Origin of the sequence: Nocardiopsis flavescens (genome assembly GCF_900141985.1) — a bacterium.
Taxonomy (GTDB): domain Bacteria; phylum Actinomycetota; class Actinomycetes; order Streptosporangiales; family Streptosporangiaceae; genus Nocardiopsis; species Nocardiopsis flavescens.
In genome coordinates, this window is the sequence record NZ_FQZK01000044.1 from 1 (window position 1) to 17,937 (window position 17,937).

Genomic DNA, 17,937 nt, shown 5'->3' on the forward strand with positions numbered 1-17,937 from the left:
TGTACTGACCACAGAGGTTGGTAACACCCACCCCGCCCGACACACACGAAGAGGGCCTTCGGTATCGGTGTGGATTGCGACATCTGCACCGACTCACCAGAAGGCCCTCGATGCCCCACACTACCCACCCCAACGCCCGCCTCACACCCGCCGGGCGCCTGGCCCTGGCCCGCTGCGTCGTGGACGACGGCTGGCCGCTGCGCCGGGCCGCCGAACGCTTCCAGACCAGCCCCACCACCGCCAAACGCTGGGCCGACCGCTACCGGACCCTCGGCGAGCCCGGCATGCACGACACCTCCAGCCGCCCCCACCACAGCCCCCGGCGCACCCCCACCCACCGCGAGCGCCGGATCATCAAACTCCGCATCCTCCACCGGTGGGGACCAGCCCGCATCGGCGGCCACCTGCGCATGCACGCCTCCACCGTCCACCGCGTCCTGACCCGCTACAAGTGCGCCCGCCTCACCCACCTGGACCGGGCCACCGGCCGTGTGGTGCGCCGATACGAACGCGAGCGGCCCGGCGAGCTGGTCCACGTGGACATCAAGAAGCTCGGCAACATCCCCGACGGCGGCGGCCACAAGACACTGGGCCGCGCCCGGGGGCGCAAGAACCGGGCCAGGGCCGGGTACGCCTACCTGCACAACGCCGTGGACGACCACTCCCGCCTGGCCTACTGCGAGATCCTGGCCGATGAGAAGAAGGAGACCGCCACCGGGTTCTGGGAACGCGCGGCCGCCTACTTCGCGTCGGTGGGCATCGTCGTGGAGCGGGTGCTGACCGACAACGGGTCCTGCTACAAGTCCCACGCCTGGCGGGGCCTGCTGGCCGGCCAGGGCATCGAGCACAAGCGCACCCGCCCCTACCGTCCCCAGACCAACGGCAAGGTCGAGCGGTTCAACCGCGTCCTGGTCGAGGAATGGGCCTACGCCCGCCCCTACACCAGCGAGAGCGAGAAGCGGGAGGCGTTCACAGGGTGGTTGCACCACTACAATCACCACCGGTTCCACACCGCCCTCGGGGGCCCTCCCGCTTCCCGCGTACCTAACCTCTCAGGTCAATACACCTAGTCGATGCCGTGCTTGCGGAGCAGGTCCTCGATGTCGCCGAAGTCGGACAGGTCGTCCTGCTGCTTCTTCTTGCCGGCCTGCGGGGCGGCGCCGCCCACCTGGCCCTTGGGCGCGGCGGCGGGACCGGCCGCGGGCGCGCCGGGGGCCGCGCCCCCGGGGGCCTCGGCGGCCTTGGACCGCTTGGCCCGCCCCTGGGCGCCCACCCCGCGGGCCATCATGAACCCGGAGACGACGTAGAGCACCACGGCCAGCCCGGCCAGGGCCACGCCCGCCCACACCATCGGGTTGAAGATCAGTCCCAGCAGGATGCCCAGGATGCTGAGCACGAACTGCCACACGGCGTTCATCAGCCCCAGCAGCCCCGCGGCCAGCGGCACCAGCGACCACGCCACACCGCGCAGCCCCGAGGCCGGCCCCTTGGCCCGCCACACGAGGAGGCTGATGACGAGGCCCACGAGGGTGAGGCCGCCGCCCAGGATCACACCGGTCATCGTCGTCAGAGTCTCAGGCATGCCACCAGTCTCCCATCCGGCACCGCGGCGCACATCGGGCCGATCCCCTAGGGCGTGTTCCGCCGTCGGCCCCGGCCGTTCCGGCACCCGCCCCGGCGGTCCCGGACGGTTCCCGGCGCCGCCCCGCGCGACGGTCCGCCCGGGTCGGCGCCGGCCCCGCGCGGGGCGGCGCGGTCCGCCGGACAGGCCTGCGGGGCCGTGGCCTGCGAGCCCGCGCCCGCCGGTGCCGGTCGGCCCCGGCGGAGCGGGAGCGCACGCGGAGTACGGTCCCTAGGGCCGTTCCCCCATCCGGTGCCCTCTCGCCCTCCACCGTACCCGCCGGGCCCGGGACCGCACCGGGTCCCGGGCGGGGATCAGCGGTCGGCGACCAGGGACTCCAGCCACTCCAGGTCGACGCCCACCAGGCCGTCGCGCAGCACGACGCCCTCGCGCGGCTCGATCGGCAGGTGGTCGGGCACCGCGACCGTCAGGCACCCGGCGCCGGAGGCCGAGGCGACGCCCACCGGTGAGTCCTCGAAGGCGACGCAGCGCCGCGGGTCCACGCCCAGGCGGCGGGCCGCCCGCAGGTAGGGGTCGGGGTGGGGCTTGTTGGCCTCCACCTCGTCGCCCGCCACCGAGTCGTCGAAGCTCTCCAGGCCGATGCCGTCGATGGCGTCGGCGATCAGCTCGCGCTCGGTGGAGGTCACCAGGGACACCGGGACCCCGGCGGCCGACAGCATGCGCACCAGCTCCTTGGCCCCCGGGCGCAGCCGGGCGCCGCCCGCCAGCTTGGCGCGAAAGCGCGCGTACAGCAGGTCGGCGACGTCGCGCGGGGTGAGGTGGTGGGCGCCGGTCAGCTCGATGATGTAGCGGCCCACGGGCTCGGCGGCGTTGCCGACGTTGGCCTCGTGGTCGCGCTCGGTCCACTCTCCGCCGAGGTCGGCGACCGTCGCGGCCTCCGCCTCGTTCCACAGGTGCTCGCTCTCGATGAGCGTGCCGTCCATGTCCAGGAAGACCGCCTGAAGGCGGCGTTCGGGGGTCGGGTGCGGGGTGCTGGTCTCGGTCATGCGCTCGGCGGCGGCCCCTGGCGGTGCGGGCGCGCCGCACTCTCCCCTCGGGTGCGGTGGCTCGTAGGAGCGGCGGTCGGCCCCCCATCGTGGCGGACCGGGGGTGCCCGTCCGTGAAGCCGGGCTGTCGCCGTCCTTTCCACCGTACGAACTCTCGCCCCGCCGTGGGGGACGAATCCCCCGTATCCGCCGAGAGGTGCCCCACACCCGGCGCCGCCCCGGACACGGGCGCGGCCGGGCCCGTCGGGGCCCGGCCGCGCCGTGTGCGGTGGTGCGGGGTCAGACGTTGAAGTACGTCGCCTCCGGGTGGTGGACCACAATCGCGTCGGTGGCCTGCTCCGGCACCAGCTGGAACTCCTCCGAGAGGGTCACCCCGACCCGCTCCGGCTCCAGCAGGCGCATGATCTTGGCCCGGTCCTCCAGGTCCGGGCAGGCGCCGTAGCCCAGCGAGAACCGCGCGCCCCGGTACCCCAGCTTGAAGAACGCCTCCAGCTCGGCCGGGTCCTGCCCGGCGAAGCCCAGCTCGGCGCGCACCCGCGTGTGCCAGTACTCGGCCAGCGCCTCGGTGAGCTGCACCGACAGCCCGTGCAGTTCGAGGTAGTCGCGGTAGGCGTTCTTCTCGAACAGCTCCGCCGTGGCCCGGCTGATCGCCGACCCCACGGTGACCACCTGGAAGGACACCACGTCCGTCTCCCCCGACTCCTTGGGCCGGAAGTAGTCGGCCAGGCACAGGTGCCGGTCGCGGCGCTGGCGCGGGAACGTGAACCGGGTCCGCTCGGTCCTGCCGTCCTCGTCCAGCACGACGAGGTCGTTGCCCTCGCTGTAGCAGGGGAAGTGCCCGTGCACGACCGCGGCCTCCAGCAGGCCGTCCGTCTGGATGCGGTCCAGCCACATCCGCATGCGCGGGCGGCCCTCGGTCTCCACCAGCTCCTCGTAGCTGGGGCCACCGCCGCCGCGGGCGGCCTTGAGGCCCCACTGCCCCATGAAGGTGGCGCGCTCGTCGAGGAACGCGGCGTAGTCCGCCAGCGGGATGCCCTTGCTGATCCGGTCGCCGAAGAACGGCGGGACCGGCACCCGGTTGTCGGTCGCCACGTCGCTGCGGGCGGGCATCTCCTCGGGCTCGGTGACCTTCAGGGACGCGCCCCGCTTGACCCGCCGCTGGCGCAGCTCCGGCAGCGCGGCGCCCTCCTCCCCGCGCTTGACCGCCATGAAGGCGTCCATCAGGCGCAGGCCCTCGAAGGCGTCCTTGGCGTAGCGGACCTGGCCCTCGAACACCTCGGCCAGGTCCTGCTCCACGTAGGAGCGGGTGAGCGCGGCGCCGCCCAGCAGCACGGGGAACCGCTCGGAGATGCCCCGGGAGTTCATCTCCTCCAGGTTCTCCTTCATGATCACCGTGGACTTGACCAGCAGGCCCGACATCCCGATCACGTCGGCGCGCTCGGTCTCGGCCGCCTCCAGGATCGCCGACACCGGCTGCTTGATGCCGATGTTGACGACGTCGTAGCCGTTGTTGGACAGGATGATGTCGACGAGGTTCTTGCCGATGTCGTGGACGTCGCCCTTGACCGTGGCCAGGACGATGCGGCCCTTGCCGTCGTCGTCGGTCTTCTCCATGTGCGGTTCGAGGTAGGCCACCGCGGTCTTCATGACCTCGGCGGACTTGAGCACGAACGGCAGCTGCATCTTGCCCGAGCCGAACAGCTCGCCGACCGTCTTCATCCCCGACAGCAGGGTGTCGTTGACGATCGCCAGGGCCGGGCGGCTCTCCAGCGCCTCGTCGAGGTCGGCCTCGATGCCGGCCAGCTCGCCGTCGATGATGCGCCGCTCCAGGCGCTCCCACAGCGGCAGCGCGGCCAGCTCCTCGGCGCGGGAGGCCTTCATGGACTTGGCGTCCACGCCCTCGAACATCTCCATGAACCGGGAGAGCGGGTCGTAGTCGCCCTCGCGGCGGTCGTAGATGAGGTCCAGTGCGACCCGGAGCTGCTCCTCGGGGATCTGGTTGATCGGCACGATCTTGGAGGCGTGCACGATCGCCGAGTCCAGCCCCGCCTGGACCGCCTCGTTGAGGAACGCGGAGTTCAGCACGATGCGGGCGGCCGGGTTGACGCCGAAGGACAGGTTGGACAGGCCCAGGGTGGTCTGCACCTCGGGGTAGCGGCGCTTGAGCTCGCGGATGGCCTCCAGCGTCTCGATGCCGTCGCGCCGCGTCTCCTCCTGGCCGGTGGTGATGGGGAAGGTGAGGCAGTCGATGATGATGTCGCCGGTCCGCAGCCCCCACTCGCCGGTGATCTGGTCGATCAGGCGCGAGGCCACCCGCACCTTCCACTCGGCGGTGCGGGCCTGGCCCTCCTCGTCGATGCACAGGCCCACGACGGCGGCGCCGTGCTCCTTGACCAGGGTCATGATGCGGGTGAACCGGGAGTCGGGGCCCTCGCCGTCCTCGTAGTTGACGGAGTTGACGACCGCGCGCCCGCCCAGCGCCTCCAGCCCGGCCTCCAGCACGGGGGGCTCGGTGGAGTCGAGCATGATCGGCAGGGTGGAGGAGGTGGCCATCCGGGAGGCCAGCTCGCGCATGTCGCGCACGCCGTCGCGGCCGACGTAGTCGATGTTGAGGTCGAGCAGGTGGGCGCCGTCGCGGATCTGGTCGCGGGCCATCGCCACGCAGCCGTCCCAGTCCTCGGCGAGCATCGCCTCGCGGAACTTCTTGGAGCCGTTGGCGTTGGTGCGCTCCCCGATGGCCAGGTAGCTGGCGTCCTGGCGGAACGGGACGCTCTGGTAGAGGGAGGAGGCGGCGGCCTCCAGGACGGGCCTGCGGTTCTTGAGGCCGCGCCCCTGCACCCGCTCGACGACGCGGCGCAGGTGCTCGGGGGTGGTGCCGCAGCAGCCGCCGACCAGGCTCAGGCCGAACTCGGAGGTGAAGGTGTCGTGGGCGTCGGCCAGCTCCTCCGGGGTGAGGGAGTAGTAGGCGCCGTCCGGGCCGAGCTGGGGCAGGCCCGCGTTGGGCATGCAGGAGACCGGCACCCGCGCGTGGTGCGACAGGTAGCGCAGGTGCTCGCTCATCTCGACCGGGCCGGTGGCGCAGTTGAGGCCGATCATGTCGATGCCCAGCGGCTCCAGGGAGGTCAGCGCGGCGCCGATCTCCGAGCCCATGAGCATGGTGCCGGTGGTCTCGATGGTGACCTGGGCGATGACCGGGACGTCCCGGCCCAGGGCCCTGCGCGCCCGGTTGGCCCCGACCACGGCGGACTTGACCTGGAGCAGGTCCTGGCAGGTCTCGATGAGGACCGCGTCGGCGCCGCCGTCGATGAGGCCGCGGGCGGCCTGCTCGTAGTGGTCGCGCAGGAGGGAGTAGGGCGCGTGCCCCAGGGTGGGCAGCTTGGTGCCCGGGCCCACCGATCCCAGCACGTAGCGGGGCTGGTCGGGGGTGGAGTAGGAGTCGGCGGCCTCGCGGGCGACGCGGGCGCCGGCCTCGGCGATCTCGTAGGTGCGGTCCTCGATGCCGTACTCGGCCAGGCCGCCGTAGTTCGCGGAGAAGGTGTTGGTCTCGATGCAGTCCGACCCCGCCTCCAGGAAGGCGGCGTGGGTGTCGTGGACGATGTCCGGCCGGGTGACGTTGAGGATGTCGTTGCATCCCTCGTGGCCCTGGAACTGGTCCAGGTCGAGATCGTGCGCCTGGAGCATGGTCCCCATCGCGCCGTCCGCCACGACGACTCGCTGGGAAAGCGCTTCACGGAAGGTCAGGCGAGCTTTCATATTCCGCAACTCTAATTCTCGGGGCGCCGGGAGGATCCGGTGCTCGACCCCCGTGTCCCCGTGCGTGCGCGGTGAGTGTCGGGTGCCCGTGCCGGTGCCGTCCGGCTCTCCCCGCCCCCGTGGGCACCCCGGGCAGTGGCGGCCCGGTGGGACCCGTGGGGCGGTGGCGGCGCTGCCGCCGGGCTGGTCGCCCACTGGACCCGACCGCGGCGCGGGCGGGTGGATGCGGCCGGGGACAACGGTGTCCGGATCAGTCGCTGCACCGAGGCTACAACATCGGGCGTTTCACAGCGTGAGATGGGTATCCCAGAGGGTGTCCCGGGGAGGTGCCCCGCGCACCGCGGATAAGCGTTCCCTCCGCGGGGTGCCGCCCCATAGGGTGGACTGCGTCCATATGCAGGAAGGGGCCGCCGATGACCAAGCTCACCCGGGAACTCGTGGACCCGGTGCTGGTTGCCGCGTTCGAGGGCTGGAACGACGCCGGTGAGGCGGCGAGCCTGGCCGTGGAGCACCTGGCACGGGAGTGGGACGCGCACGAGCTGTGCTCCCTCACACCCGACGACTACTACGACTTCCAGGTGACGCGGCCTCGGCTGACCGTCGTCGACGGGCAGGTGGGCCCGCTCGAATGGCCCACGACGAGCGTGCGCGTGGCGCGCATGCCCGGCGGCCGGGACGTGGTCCTGGTCACCGGTCCGGAGCCCAACATGCGGTGGCGCTCCTACGCGGCCGACCTGTTGTCGATCGCGCGCGAGCTGGGCGTGCGCCGGGCGGTGATGCTGGGGTCGCTGCTGGCCGACGCCCCGCACACGCGGCCGATCCCCGTCACGGGCATGGCGTCGCCGCGCGAACTGGGCGCGGGCATGAGCCTGGAGCCCACCACGTACTCGGGGCCGACGGGCATCGTGGGCGTGGTGCACGAGGCGTTCTCGGACGCCGGGATCGAGGCCGTGTCCCTGTGGGCGGCCATCCCCCACTACGTGGCGCAGCCCCCGTGCCCCAAGGCCACGCTGGCGCTGCTGGCCTGGGTGGAGGACTTCGCCGACGTCAAGGTGCCGCTGGGCTCGCTGCCCGAGGACGCGGTGTCGTGGGAGGCGGGGGTCAACGACCTGACCGCCGAGGACGAGGAGATCGCCGCCTACGTGCGCGGCCTGGAGGAGGCCAAGGACACGGCGGACCTGCCGGAGGCCTCGGGCGACGCGATCGCCCGCGAGTTCGAGCGCTACCTGCGCCACCGCGACGACGACTGAGCCGCGGCGCGCCGGAGTACCGGGGGCGGACGGGACACGGTCCCGCCCGCCCCCCGCGTTCTCCCCGGGGCGCGTGCGGCGGACCGCGCCCTAGAGGCGCAGGTGGCGCCACTCCCCGGTGGCCAGGACGGCGGCCCAGGCGCCCGCGAGGCGGGCCAGGCCGCGGCGGACCTCGTCCACGACGGCCGGGGCGAGCTGCTCGCGGGAGGGCTGGAGGCGCACGGTGACGCGCAGGCCGTCCAGCACCTTCTGGCCGCGGGCCAGCGCCTCCTGGTCGGGCTCGGCGGACGGGTCCAGGACGGCGCGGATTCCCTCGCGCAGGGCGATGGCCTCGTCCAGGTCGGCCAGGGTGATGGGGATGGCCCCCTCGGCCGCCAGGTGGTGGGCGCGCAGGAAGTGGGCGAGGTCGGCCCGGTCCCCCAGGGTGGAGCCGGTGGCGACGAAGGCGGCGATCAGCTCGGCCGCGGGACTGAGTCGTACAGGGGTCTGGGTCTTCATGGGGGGTATCCCACCACGCCCGGGTACCGGTTTCCGCTGAACGGCGGAGCCGGTGGCCACAGGTGGTCACTGTGCGCGCTCACAACGCAGCGAAACCGGACGAACTCCCACGGAAAGCCCGGGACACGACCGGTTTCGCCCTGGCCCGAAACCCGGTTCTCGCCCCGACCGTTCGACCGCCCCCGCCGGGACGCCTGCCCGGCCGGCCGCGGCCGGCCGGGCAGGCGTCCCGGGCGGGCGGCATCCCGCGGCCCCCGCGCCCGGGACTCAGCCCGAGCGGCGCAGCCGCCAGGCCCGGGGCTGGTCGGCCTCGTGCGGCACCCCCGCCTCGGCGAACCGGGCGCGCACCCGTGCCCCGCCGAGCCGGCCCCGCTCCAGGTGGACGGTGCCCCGGATGGCCTCGACGGCGTTGCGGACGATGTCCAGGCCCAGCCCGGTCGACCCCCCGCCGCTGGCGCCGCGCCGCAGCGCCGCCACCGGGTCCGCGAACCCCGGCCCCGCGTCCTCCACCGTGAGCGTCACCCACCCGGCGTGGCCGACCACGGTCACCGCCAGCGGGCTCCCCGCCGGCGTGTGCCGGAACACGTTCCCGACCAGCGCGTCGAGCACCGCCGCGCACTCCTGCGGGGGCAGCGCCACCCGCGCCGGGACGTCCGGCAGGTCCACCTCCACCGTCCGCTTCTGGTCCTGGCCGAGCATCGACCAGAACCCCATCCGCTCGGCCACCACCTGGACCAGGTCCGACTCCAGCTCCTGGGCCAGGACCTCGGTGCGCGGGCGGGCGTTGCGGATGATCCCGTCCACGTCCCGCTCCAGGGCGGCCACCGCCTCCCGGATGCGCTCCCCCTCCGGCCCCGGCAGCGGCTCGGCGTCCAGGCGCAGCGCGGTCAGCGGGGTGCGCAGCCGGTGCGAGACGTCCGCGACCATCTCCCGCTCCTTGGCCAGCAGCCCCTGGACGTGCTCGCCGATCGCGTTGATGGAGTCGCCCAGCACCACCAGGTCGCGGGGCCCGTGCACCCGCACCCGGGCGTTGAGCCGCCCCTCGCCGATCGCCACCGCCGTCACCACGAGCGCGTGCAGCGCCCGGCGGGCGGCCAGGCTCAGCCGGTCGGCCGCCGCGACCGCGGCCGGCACCGCGAGCAGGGCGGTCAGCAGCAGGGCCGCCGCCACCGGCAGGACCTGCCCCGCCACCGCCCCGCGCGGCGTGAAGACCTCCACCACGGCGGTCTCCCCCCGCGGGGCGGACGCCGCGACCAGGAGCAGCGAGCCGCCCCGCACCCGGACCCGGGCGGTGCCGTCCGCGCGGGCCCGCTCCACGTCGGCGGCGGTGGAGCGGCTCGTGCCCACGGCGGCCCGGTCCGGCAGGTGCACGGCCAGGTGCCCGGCCTCGCCCGCGGGCAGCCCCGCCGCCAGCCGGTACAGGGTGTCGGGGTCGGTGTCCACCGCGACCGCCGCGGCCACCGTCCCGGCCTGGGAGTGCGCCTGCTCCCGGACCCGCTCCCGCGCGTCCCACCACAGCCAGGGGACGGCCACGGCCAGCAGCACCACCGCGACCAGCGCCGTGGCCAGGGCCACCGCGCGCGCCAGCAGCCGCCTCACTCGGGCACGACCATCTTCAGGCCCACCCCGCGTACGGTGCGCAGGTAGCGGGGGCTCCCGGCGCTCTCGCCGAGCTTGCGGCGCAGCCAGGACACGTGCACGTCGATGGTCTGGTCGTGCCCCACCAGCGGGTGCTGGTGCCAGACCGCCTCCACCAGCTCGCGGCGCGGGACCACCCGGCCCACGTTGCTCGCCAGGTGGGCGAGCAGGTCGAACTCGCGGCGGGACAGGTCCAGGGGCCGCCCCTGCAGGGTCGCCTCCCGGCGCTCCAGGCTGATGACCAGGTCCCCCACCACCAGGTCGCCGTCCCCTGCCGCCGGGCGCTCGGGGCCGCGCAGCGACCGGCGCAGCAGCGCGTTGATGCGCGCGGCCAGCTGGGCGCTGGAGAAGGGCTTGACCACGTAGTCGTCGGCGCCGTCGTTGAGCAGCCGCACGATGGTGGGCTCGTCGCCGCGCGCCGTCGCCACGATCACCGGGACCTCGCTGTACCCGCGCAGCATGCGCAGGGCCGACGCCCCGTCCAGGTCGGGCAGGCCCAGGTCCAGGATGACCAGGTCGGGTTCGCTCCGGGTCGCCTCGCGCAGCGCCTCCAGCGCCGTGCCCACCGGGTGGACCACGTGCCCCAGGTGGCTCAGCGCCCTGACCAGGGCACCGCGCACCACGGGATCGTCCTCGACCAACAACACCGTCGCCATGCCGCACACGTTAACGAAGGGTGAGGCCGGTCACGAGACCGGGATCACCGCCCGGAACGGACGATCGCGCAGCAAAGGTGACACCCCCGCACGAAGGGCGCATGGGTTTAAGTCGAATGAGATGACGGATTAAGGCTTCCTTAGGGTGCTCCGCACTACTGTCGACTCACATCGCCGCAGGGTGTCGTGGGTCACAGGCCCCGGAACGCCCCGCGGCACCGGTTCTACGGCGGCCCCGGCCCGGCCGCCCCAGTGAGTACGGAGGCGCCGTGGCGGAGATCGTGATCGACGGCCTGGGCAAGGTCTACACCGACGGGACCCGGGCGGTGAACGACCTCTCCCTGGACATCCAGGACGGCGAGTTCCTGGTCCTGGTCGGCCCCTCCGGATGCGGCAAGACCACCGCCCTGCGCATGATCGCCGGCCTGGAGGGCATCAGCGAGGGCACCATCCGGATCGGGGACCGCGTCGTCAACGACGTCCCGGCCCGCGACCGCGACGTGGCCATGGTCTTCCAGTCCTACGCCCTCTACCCGCACCTGAACATCTTCGAGAACATCGCCTTCGGACTGCGGCTGCGCAAGCTCCCCAAGGACGAGATCGAGGAGCGGGTGCGCGAGGTCGCCCGGATCCTGGAACTGGAGGAGCACCTCCAGCGCAAGCCCGGCAACCTCTCCGGCGGCCAGCGCCAGCGGGTCGCGATGGGCCGCGCCATCGTCCGCCGCCCCCGCGCCTTCCTCATGGACGAGCCCCTCTCGAACCTGGACGCCAAGCTCCGCGTCCAGATGCGCGCCCAGATCGCCCGCATCCAGCGCGACCTGGGGGTGACCACCGTCTACGTCACCCACGACCAGACCGAGGCGATGACCCTGGGCGACCGGGTCGCCGTCATGAAGCGCGGCGTCCTCCAGCAGGTGGGACCGCCCCAGGAGCTGTACGACCACCCGCGCAACCTGTTCGTCGCGGGCTTCGTCGGCTCCCCCGGCATGAACCTGCTCACCGCCTCCCTCACCGACAACGACGGCCGGTACCGGCTGCACCTGGGCGAGCAGACCCTCGACCTGCCCGACGGCCTGCTGCACCGGCGCCCCGCCCTGCGCGGGTACGCCGGGGCCGAGGTCGTCCTGGGCATCCGCCCCGAGGACATGGAGGACGCCGAGATCGTCGGCTCCACCGAGGGCGCCACCCTCACCTCGGTCGCCGACCTGGTGGAGGCCATGGGCTCCGACGTCCTGGTGCACTTCCCGCTGGGCGCCGACCCCGTCGTCACCGAGGACACCCGGGAGCTGGCCCGGGACGCGGGCGCCGACGACGCCCTCTCGGCCGCCGCCGAGGGCGTGGTCCTCGTCGGCCGCTTCAGCCCCCGCACCCACGTCTTCGAGGGCCAGGACATCACCGTCGCCGTCGACACCGAACGGCTGCACTTCTTCGACCCGGCCACCGGCACGGCCATCCGCGACTAGGAGCGACACCATGAGCACGTCCCCCACCCCCCGACCCGGCGCGCACGGCGGCACCCCGGCAGGAGCCCCCGGCCCGCGGCGCGCGAGGACCCGGCCCGGCGCCGGCGGCCCGCACCGGGCCCCCGCCGTCACCGCCGCGGCCCTGGCCACCGTCCTGGCCGCCACCGCCTGCGGCGGGGGCGGGTCCGCCTCCGCCGACCTGGACGCGGTCACCCTGGAGATCGTCGGCCCCTGGGCCGGCGCCGAGCAGGAGGCGTTCGAGAAGGTCCTCGACCTGTTCGAGTCCCAGACCGGGGCCACCGTCACCTACAGCGGCGTCGGCGACGAGCTGTCCACCGTCCTGCAGACCCGCATCCAGGGCGGCGACGTCCCCGACGTGGCGCTCATCCCCCAGCCCGGCCTCATCCAGACCTTCGCCGCCGAGGGCGACCTGGTGCCGCTCGACGACAACGTGACCGCCGCCGTGGACGAGAACATGGCCGCCGCCTGGCGCGAGATCGGCTCCGTGGACGGCCAGGCCTACGGGGTGTACCTGAAGGTCACCAACAAGTCGCTGGTCTGGTTCAACAACGACCTGTTCGAGGAGACCGGGGCGCAGACCCCCGAGACCTGGGACGAGTTCACGCAGCTGTCCGCCGACCTGTCCGAGGTGGGCGTGGACCCGCTCTCGGTCGCCGGCGCCGACGGCTGGGTGCTCACCGACTGGTTCGAGAACGTCTACCTCCAGGTGGCCGGCCCCGAGAAGTACGACCAGCTGAGCGAGCGCGAGATCCCCTGGACCGACCCCAGCGTCCAGGAGGCCCTGGAGGTCCTCGCCCAGGTGTGGGGCGACGAGACCCTGCTCACCGGCGGCACCAGCGGCACCCTCCAGACCGACTTCCCCACCTCGGTGACGAACGTGTTCGCCGACGACCCCTCCGCCGCGATGGTCGTGGGCGCCGACTTCATCGGCGGCGTCGTCTCCTCCAGCACCAACGCCGGGGTCGGCGACCAGGCCCAGCACTTCCGGTTCCCCTACATCGCCGGGGAGCAGGACTCCGTCGTGGTGGCCGGCGACGCCGCCGTGGCCATGTCCGACGGCGAGGCCACCATGGAGCTGCTCACCTTCCTGGCCTCCCCCGAGGCCGCGCAGGAGTGGGCCGTCCAGGGCGGGTTCGTCTCCCCCAACCGGCACCTGGCCGCCGACGCCTACCCCGACCCGCTCACCGGGCAGGTGGCGGAGCAGATCGTCTCCGCGGGCGACAGCATCCGGTTCGACCTGTCCGACCTCCAGCCCGCCGCGTTCGGCGCCACGGTCGGCGACGGGATGTGGCAGGCGCTCCAGGACTTCCTGGGCGACACCGAGGACGTCGAGGGGACCATGGAGCGCCTGGAGGCCGAGGCCGCCGAGGCCCACGGGGAATGAGGCACGGCCCCGGCGGGGGCCGAGCGGCCCCCCGCCGGGGCGGCGCGGTCCGAGCGGCCCCGCCCCGGCACCGAGCGCACCCCTCCCACCGCACGAGACCACCAGGGTTGACATGACCACCGACACGAAGCCCCCCGCCGGCGCCACCGGCGCCGGCCGGGGCGCCGCCCCTCCCCCGGGCGGCGCCCCCTCCCCCGGCCGCCTGCGCCGCCTGTTCGGCCCCGCCGCCCTGTTCCTGCTGCCCGCGCTGCTGTTCCTGGCCGTGTTCCTGGCCTACCCGGCGGTGTACTCGCTCGTCCGCAGCTTCTTCGACGGGCCCGGGGACCAGTTCGTCGGGCTGGACAACTACCAGCGGATGTTCACCGACGACCGCACCTTCACCGCGATCCGCAACACCGGGATCTGGGTGCTGGTCGCCCCGGCGCTGGTCACCGGCCTGGGCCTGATCCTGGCCGTGCTGACCGAGCGCATCCGCTGGGCGACCGCCTTCCGCATCCTGCTGTTCATGCCCATGGCGATCTCCCTGTTCGCCTCCGGCATCATCTTCCGCCTCGTCTACGACGAGAACCCCGACCGCGGCGTCGTCAACGCCGCCATCGTCACCGTCCACGACACCTTCCGCTCCCCGTCCGAGTACCCCGGGGCCCGCCCCCGCGAGGACGGGCCGCTGGCCGCGGACCCCGCCCTGGGCGGGTACACCACCGCGGACGCCCACACCCCCGGGGAGGTCGTCGCCCTGCCCCTGGTCGGCGTGCGCCCCGGGGACCTGCCCGAGCAGGCGGCGCCCGCCGCCCTGCCCGACGGCTCCCCCGACACCCTCCAGGGGGTCGTGTGGCTGGACGCCGCGCTGGGCGGCGAGGTCGACGGCATCGACTCCGGTGAGAACGGCATGCCGCGCATCACCGTGGAGGCCCTCGACGCGTCCGGGGCGGTCGCCGCCACCGCCACCACCGGCGACGACGGGAGGTTCCTGCTCGCCGACCTGCCCGAGGGCGAGTACACGCTCCACCTGGCCGGGGCGAACTTCGCCGAGCCGTTCAACGGCCTCACCTGGCTGGGCCCGAGCCTGGTCACCCCCGTCATCATCTCCGCGTGGGTGTGGATCATGACCGGGTTCGCGATCACGTTCATCGCCGCCGGGCTCGCCGCCATCCCGCGGGACGCCCTGGAGGCGGCCCGGGTCGACGGCGCCACCGAGTGGCAGGTGTTCCGCAAGGTCACCGTCCCCCTGCTGGGGCCGCTGCTGCTGGTGGTGTTCGTGACCCTGGTGATCAACGTGCTGAAGATCTTCGACCTGGTCTTCGTCATCGCGCCCGGGTCGGTGCAGGCCGACGCCAGCGTGATCGCCCTCCAGATGTGGCAGGTGTCCTTCGGGGCCGGCGGCAACCAGGGCCTGGGCAGCGCGCTCGTGGTCCTGCTGCTGGTCCTGGTGCTGCCGATCATGTACTTCAACATCCGCCGATTCCGCAAGGAGCGCTCGTGAGCACGACGACCCGGAGGGCGCCCTCCGTCGTCGAGGTGTCGGTGTCCGGCACGCCCCGCCGGGGTGTGCTGAGCCGGCTCGTCGACCGCCTCGGAACGGGGACGCTCCAGGTGATCCTGGTGCTCATCGCCCTGTTCTGGATGATGCCCGTCGTGGGCCTGCTGCTGGTGTCCCTGCGCTCGGAGTCCGCCAACACCGGCAGCGGGTGGTGGACGGCCCTGCTGGAGCCGACGCAGCTCACCCTGGACAACTACGCGCGGCTGTTGGACGACCAGACGATCCTCCAGTCGTTCCTCAACACCGTGTACATCTCGGTGCCGTCGACCGTCCTGGTGGTGGTGATCGGCGCGCTGGCCGCCTACGCGCTGGTGTGGCTGGACTTCCCCGGCCGCGACTGGGTGATGGTGGGCGTGGTGGGGCTGCTGGTGCTGCCCATCCAGGCGTCGCTCATCCCCATCTCGCAGCTGTACGGGGCGATGGGGATCTTCGGGTCGATCAGCGGGGTGATCCTGTTCCACGTGGCGTTCGGGCTGCCGTTCGCGGTGTTCCTGCTGCGGAACTTCTTCGTAGGCATCCCGCGCGACCTGCTGGAGGCAGCCCGGATGGACGGCGCCGGGGAGTGGCGGATCTTCCGCAAGGTGGTGCTGCCGGTCGCCCGGCCGGCGCTGGCCTCGCTGGCGGTGTTCCAGTTCCTGTGGGTGTGGAACGACATGCTGGTGGCCCTGGTGTTCACCAGCCCCGACGCGGCCCCGCTGACGGTGGCGCTGCGGTCGCAGCTGCGGCAGTTCGGCAGCAACGTCGACCTGCTGGCGTCCGGGGCGTTCCTGTCCATGCTGGTGCCGCTGCTGGTGTTCTTCGCCTTCCAGAAGCACTTCGTCCAGGGGGTGTTCGCGGGCTCGGGCAAGTGAGGACTCCGGCCGGGGGTGGGCGCTCCCCCCGGCCGGTACCCGGCGTCGGCGGCGGGGACTTCTCCCGGTGGGGTCGAGTGGGGCGCACCGTCCCGCTCCAGACGCGCCCACTGCCCGGCCGCCGGCCCGCCCCGCGGTCCGCCCATCCCACCCCCGCGGACCCGGGGTTCCAGGGGCGCCCCCGCTGCCCGGCCCCGCCCCTGCCAGGGGGCGGAAGGGCGGCGGGGGCGTCGGGTGGGCGCGGGGCCGAGCGGGGCCCGCGCCACAGTGGCTTTCGGCCCACCCGGAGCGCCCGGCCATAGCTGGAGGATGGCGCTCCCGCCGCAGGCCGCGCGGGGTGGGGCGGCGGGTACCCGCCCGGCCGTACCGCCGGGGGTCGTCCACCCGCCCGGAGCGCCCGGCCGCAGCCGGAGGGCATCGCTCCCACGCCAGGTCGTGCGGGGTGAGGCGGCGGGTACCTGCTCGCCGTACAACTGGGGGTTGTCCACCCGCCTGGAGCGCCCAGCCACGGCCGGAGGGCATCGCTCCCACGCCAGGTCGCGGGGGTGAAGCCGCGGGTACCTGCCCGCCGCACCGGTGGGGGTTGTCCACCCGCCCGGAACGCCCGGCCGCAGCCGGAGGGTTCCGCTCCCACGCCAGGTCGCGCGGGGTAGGTCGGCGGGTGCCTGCCCGCCGCGCTACCGGGGGTTGTTCACCCGCCTGGAGCGCCCAGCCATAGCCGGAGGGCATCGCTCCCACGCCGGGTCGCGCGGGGTAAGGCTGCGCGTTCTTGTTCGGCCCGGCCGCAGGGGGTGTCGGGGCACGCTCCCGCAACCCCCGCCCCAGGGGGTGAAACGGACTTGGGGGCTTCCAGGACGGTCACCCGCTGGAAACGGCGGTCTGTGGTCGCGCCCGACCAGAACCTTTGGCTTCCAGAACGGTCACCGCTTGGGAAGGTACAGACCGGCGGAGCCGGATCCGCCCCCACGACGCAACGGACGGCAGACCACCAGGCAGAAGCGTTGGATGCACGTCCCGAGTGGTGGGGGTGCGCTGTCCGGGGGCGGGTCCGGGCGAGGCCTGCCCCGCCCAACCACGTGGCAAGGGAGGAAAGGTCCGACCGGGGCCGCGCGGTCGCTCCCGACCTCGCTTGGAACACCAACCCCAGACGCAGTAACCAGCACCCAAGCGCCCTCCCGCACCACGACGCACCGAGGCCGCGAGCACGCAAATGCGCGCGGCCTTCACCCCCGCGTGGTCGAGCGAGCGGGCAGCCGCGGCCCTACCCCGCGCGACCTGAGGCAGCGCGACACCCTCCGGCTGTGGTCGGGGGCTCCGGGCGGGTGGACAACCCCCAGGGGCGCGGCGGAGCAGGTACGCGCGGCCTTCACCCCCAGGGGTTCGCGGAGCCGAGTACGCCCTCGTCAACCCCCTGGGGGCGGGGTGGCGATCAACGCTGACCGGCTGTGCCCGGGGCCCCAAGACCGTGCACGTTTCACCCCCTACGGCGTTGGGAGGGCATGGGTGTGCTCTACGTACGGGCCGCTTGTCGCGCGCCTGGTCCTTTGCAGGGGGCATTCCTCCCGCCGCTGGGTCTGGGCTGGGATCGCCTCGCTTGACCCAGCCCCGGATGACACCCCCACCACCGGCGACGTGCGCCCAACGCACAGCCCCGCCACGCTGCCGCCCGCCGACTGCGCCGGGGCCAGGTCCACGCTCCGCTGGCCGCCCTTTCCAAGCGGCTGAGCTTTCGGAGAACTCCGGTCGAGCTCTCACCCCCTGCGGCCAGGGTGGGAGCGACACCCTCCCGCTGGGGCTGAGCGCCCCGGTTCAGGAAAAAACCACCATGGCGCAGGTCGCGGTCCGCTGACCGGCAGGGGCCGGGTGCCCCGGTCAGGTGAGAAACCACCACGGCGCAGGTCCCGGTCCGCCGGCCGGCAGGGGCCGGGCGCCCCGGTTCGGAGAACAACCACTACGGCGCGAGCCCTGGCCCAGCCCCGGGCCGGGGCCGGGCGCCCCGGTTCGAAGACCGACCACCGTGGCGCGAGCCCTGGTCAAGCTCCGGGCCGGGGCCGGGCGCCCCGACCGGGCCGCAAACCACCACGGCGTGCCCCTTCGGCCCCCGCCCTGAAAACGCCGGCGCCCGCCCCCCACACACACCAGGAGACGGGCACCACCACAACCACGACCGCTACGCCTCGGCCTCGTCCAGCAACCGCGCGCACCGCATCAAACCCAAATGCGAATACGCCTGCGGATGATTGCCCAACGCCCGC

The 17,937-nt window shown here is 73.5% G+C and carries 12 protein-coding genes; 6 read left to right on the forward strand and 6 right to left on the reverse strand.

Annotation, left to right across the window (positions count from 1 at the left end; translation table 11 throughout):
- Positions 1 to 110: 110 nt before the first annotated feature.
- Positions 111 to 1,070 (forward strand): IS481 family transposase, encoded by a 960-nt coding sequence (locus BUE45_RS30315; RefSeq protein ID WP_073378321.1) that lies wholly within the window; start codon positions 111 to 113, stop codon positions 1,068 to 1,070.
- On the opposite strand, the gene BUE45_RS30320 is transcribed toward BUE45_RS30315, so the two are convergent.
- The 3 genes from BUE45_RS30320 to metH form a co-directional block, all read right to left on the reverse strand.
- Positions 1,067 to 1,582: a cellulose synthase gene (locus BUE45_RS30320; protein WP_245833601.1), complete on the reverse strand. Its 516-nt coding sequence runs from the start codon at positions 1,580 to 1,582 to the stop codon at positions 1,067 to 1,069. The two genes, BUE45_RS30315 and BUE45_RS30320, sit on opposite strands and share 4 nt — an antisense overlap.
- Positions 1,583 to 1,935: 353 nt before the next feature.
- Positions 1,936 to 2,628, reverse strand: coding sequence for an HAD family hydrolase (locus BUE45_RS30325; protein ID WP_073384357.1), 693 nt, complete (start codon positions 2,626 to 2,628; stop codon positions 1,936 to 1,938).
- A gap of 279 nt (positions 2,629 to 2,907) precedes the next feature.
- Entirely contained in the window at positions 2,908 to 6,381 is a 3,474-nt protein-coding gene (metH, locus tag BUE45_RS30330) for a methionine synthase (RefSeq protein WP_073384358.1), read from the reverse strand.
- A gap of 413 nt (positions 6,382 to 6,794) precedes the next feature.
- Between metH and BUE45_RS30335 the strand changes: the two genes are divergently transcribed.
- Complete coding sequence (locus tag BUE45_RS30335) at positions 6,795 to 7,631, forward strand: PAC2 family protein (RefSeq protein WP_073384359.1); 837 nt, start codon at positions 6,795 to 6,797, stop codon at positions 7,629 to 7,631.
- Between the two features lie 90 nt (positions 7,632 to 7,721).
- Here the strand turns inward: BUE45_RS30335 and BUE45_RS30340 are convergent, their stop codons facing one another.
- From BUE45_RS30340 to BUE45_RS30350, 3 genes are all read right to left on the reverse strand, one after another.
- Positions 7,722 to 8,129, reverse strand: coding sequence for an ABATE domain-containing protein (locus BUE45_RS30340; RefSeq protein ID WP_073384360.1), 408 nt, complete (start codon positions 8,127 to 8,129; stop codon positions 7,722 to 7,724).
- A 267-nt stretch (positions 8,130 to 8,396) separates the two neighbouring features.
- A complete protein-coding gene (locus tag BUE45_RS30345; RefSeq protein ID WP_073384361.1) occupies positions 8,397 to 9,728 on the reverse strand; it encodes a sensor histidine kinase in 1,332 nt (443 codons plus the stop codon).
- A complete protein-coding gene (locus BUE45_RS30350) occupies positions 9,725 to 10,423 on the reverse strand; it encodes a response regulator transcription factor (RefSeq protein WP_073384362.1) in 699 nt (232 codons plus the stop codon). Before BUE45_RS30350 ends, BUE45_RS30345 begins: the two co-directional genes overlap by 4 nt.
- Before the next feature lie 269 nt (positions 10,424 to 10,692).
- On the opposite strand from BUE45_RS30350, the gene BUE45_RS30355 reads away from it, so the two are divergent.
- From BUE45_RS30355 to BUE45_RS30370, 4 genes are all read left to right on the forward strand, one after another.
- Positions 10,693 to 11,886, forward strand: a complete 1,194-nt coding sequence (locus tag BUE45_RS30355) for an ABC transporter ATP-binding protein (protein WP_073384363.1) — start codon at positions 10,693 to 10,695, stop codon at positions 11,884 to 11,886.
- Between the two features lie 10 nt (positions 11,887 to 11,896).
- On the forward strand, positions 11,897 to 13,291 hold the full coding sequence (locus tag BUE45_RS30360; RefSeq protein WP_084738195.1) for an ABC transporter substrate-binding protein: 1,395 nt from the start codon (positions 11,897 to 11,899) through the stop codon (positions 13,289 to 13,291).
- Positions 13,292 to 13,403: 112 nt separating this feature from the next.
- Positions 13,404 to 14,774 carry an ABC transporter permease gene (locus BUE45_RS30365; RefSeq protein WP_073384364.1) on the forward strand — a complete coding sequence of 457 codons (1,371 nt, stop codon included), beginning with the start codon at positions 13,404 to 13,406 and terminating at the stop codon, positions 14,772 to 14,774.
- Positions 14,771 to 15,682 carry a carbohydrate ABC transporter permease gene (locus BUE45_RS30370; RefSeq protein ID WP_073384365.1) on the forward strand — a complete coding sequence of 304 codons (912 nt, stop codon included), beginning with the start codon at positions 14,771 to 14,773 and terminating at the stop codon, positions 15,680 to 15,682. Before BUE45_RS30365 ends, BUE45_RS30370 begins: the two co-directional genes overlap by 4 nt.
- Positions 15,683 to 17,937: the final 2,255 nt, after the last annotated feature.

Bases quoted from the DNA above. Each gene is read 5' to 3' on its own strand.
- BUE45_RS30315 (WP_073378321.1), top strand. From the start codon at position 111: ATGCCCCACACTACCCACCCCAACGCCCGCCTCACACCCGCCGGGCGC.
- BUE45_RS30320 (WP_245833601.1), bottom strand. From the start codon at position 1,582: ATGCCTGAGACTCTGACGACGATGACCGGTGTGATCCTGGGCGGCGGC.
- BUE45_RS30325 (WP_073384357.1), bottom strand. From the start codon at position 2,628: ATGACCGAGACCAGCACCCCGCACCCGACCCCCGAACGCCGCCTTCAG.
- metH (WP_073384358.1), bottom strand. From the start codon at position 6,381: ATGAAAGCTCGCCTGACCTTCCGTGAAGCGCTTTCCCAGCGAGTCGTC.
- BUE45_RS30335 (WP_073384359.1), top strand. From the start codon at position 6,795: ATGACCAAGCTCACCCGGGAACTCGTGGACCCGGTGCTGGTTGCCGCG.
- BUE45_RS30340 (WP_073384360.1), bottom strand. From the start codon at position 8,129: ATGAAGACCCAGACCCCTGTACGACTCAGTCCCGCGGCCGAGCTGATC.
- BUE45_RS30350 (WP_073384362.1), bottom strand. From the start codon at position 10,423: ATGGCGACGGTGTTGTTGGTCGAGGACGATCCCGTGGTGCGCGGTGCC.
- BUE45_RS30360 (WP_084738195.1), top strand. From the start codon at position 11,897: ATGAGCACGTCCCCCACCCCCCGACCCGGCGCGCACGGCGGCACCCCG.
- BUE45_RS30365 (WP_073384364.1), top strand. From the start codon at position 13,404: ATGACCACCGACACGAAGCCCCCCGCCGGCGCCACCGGCGCCGGCCGG.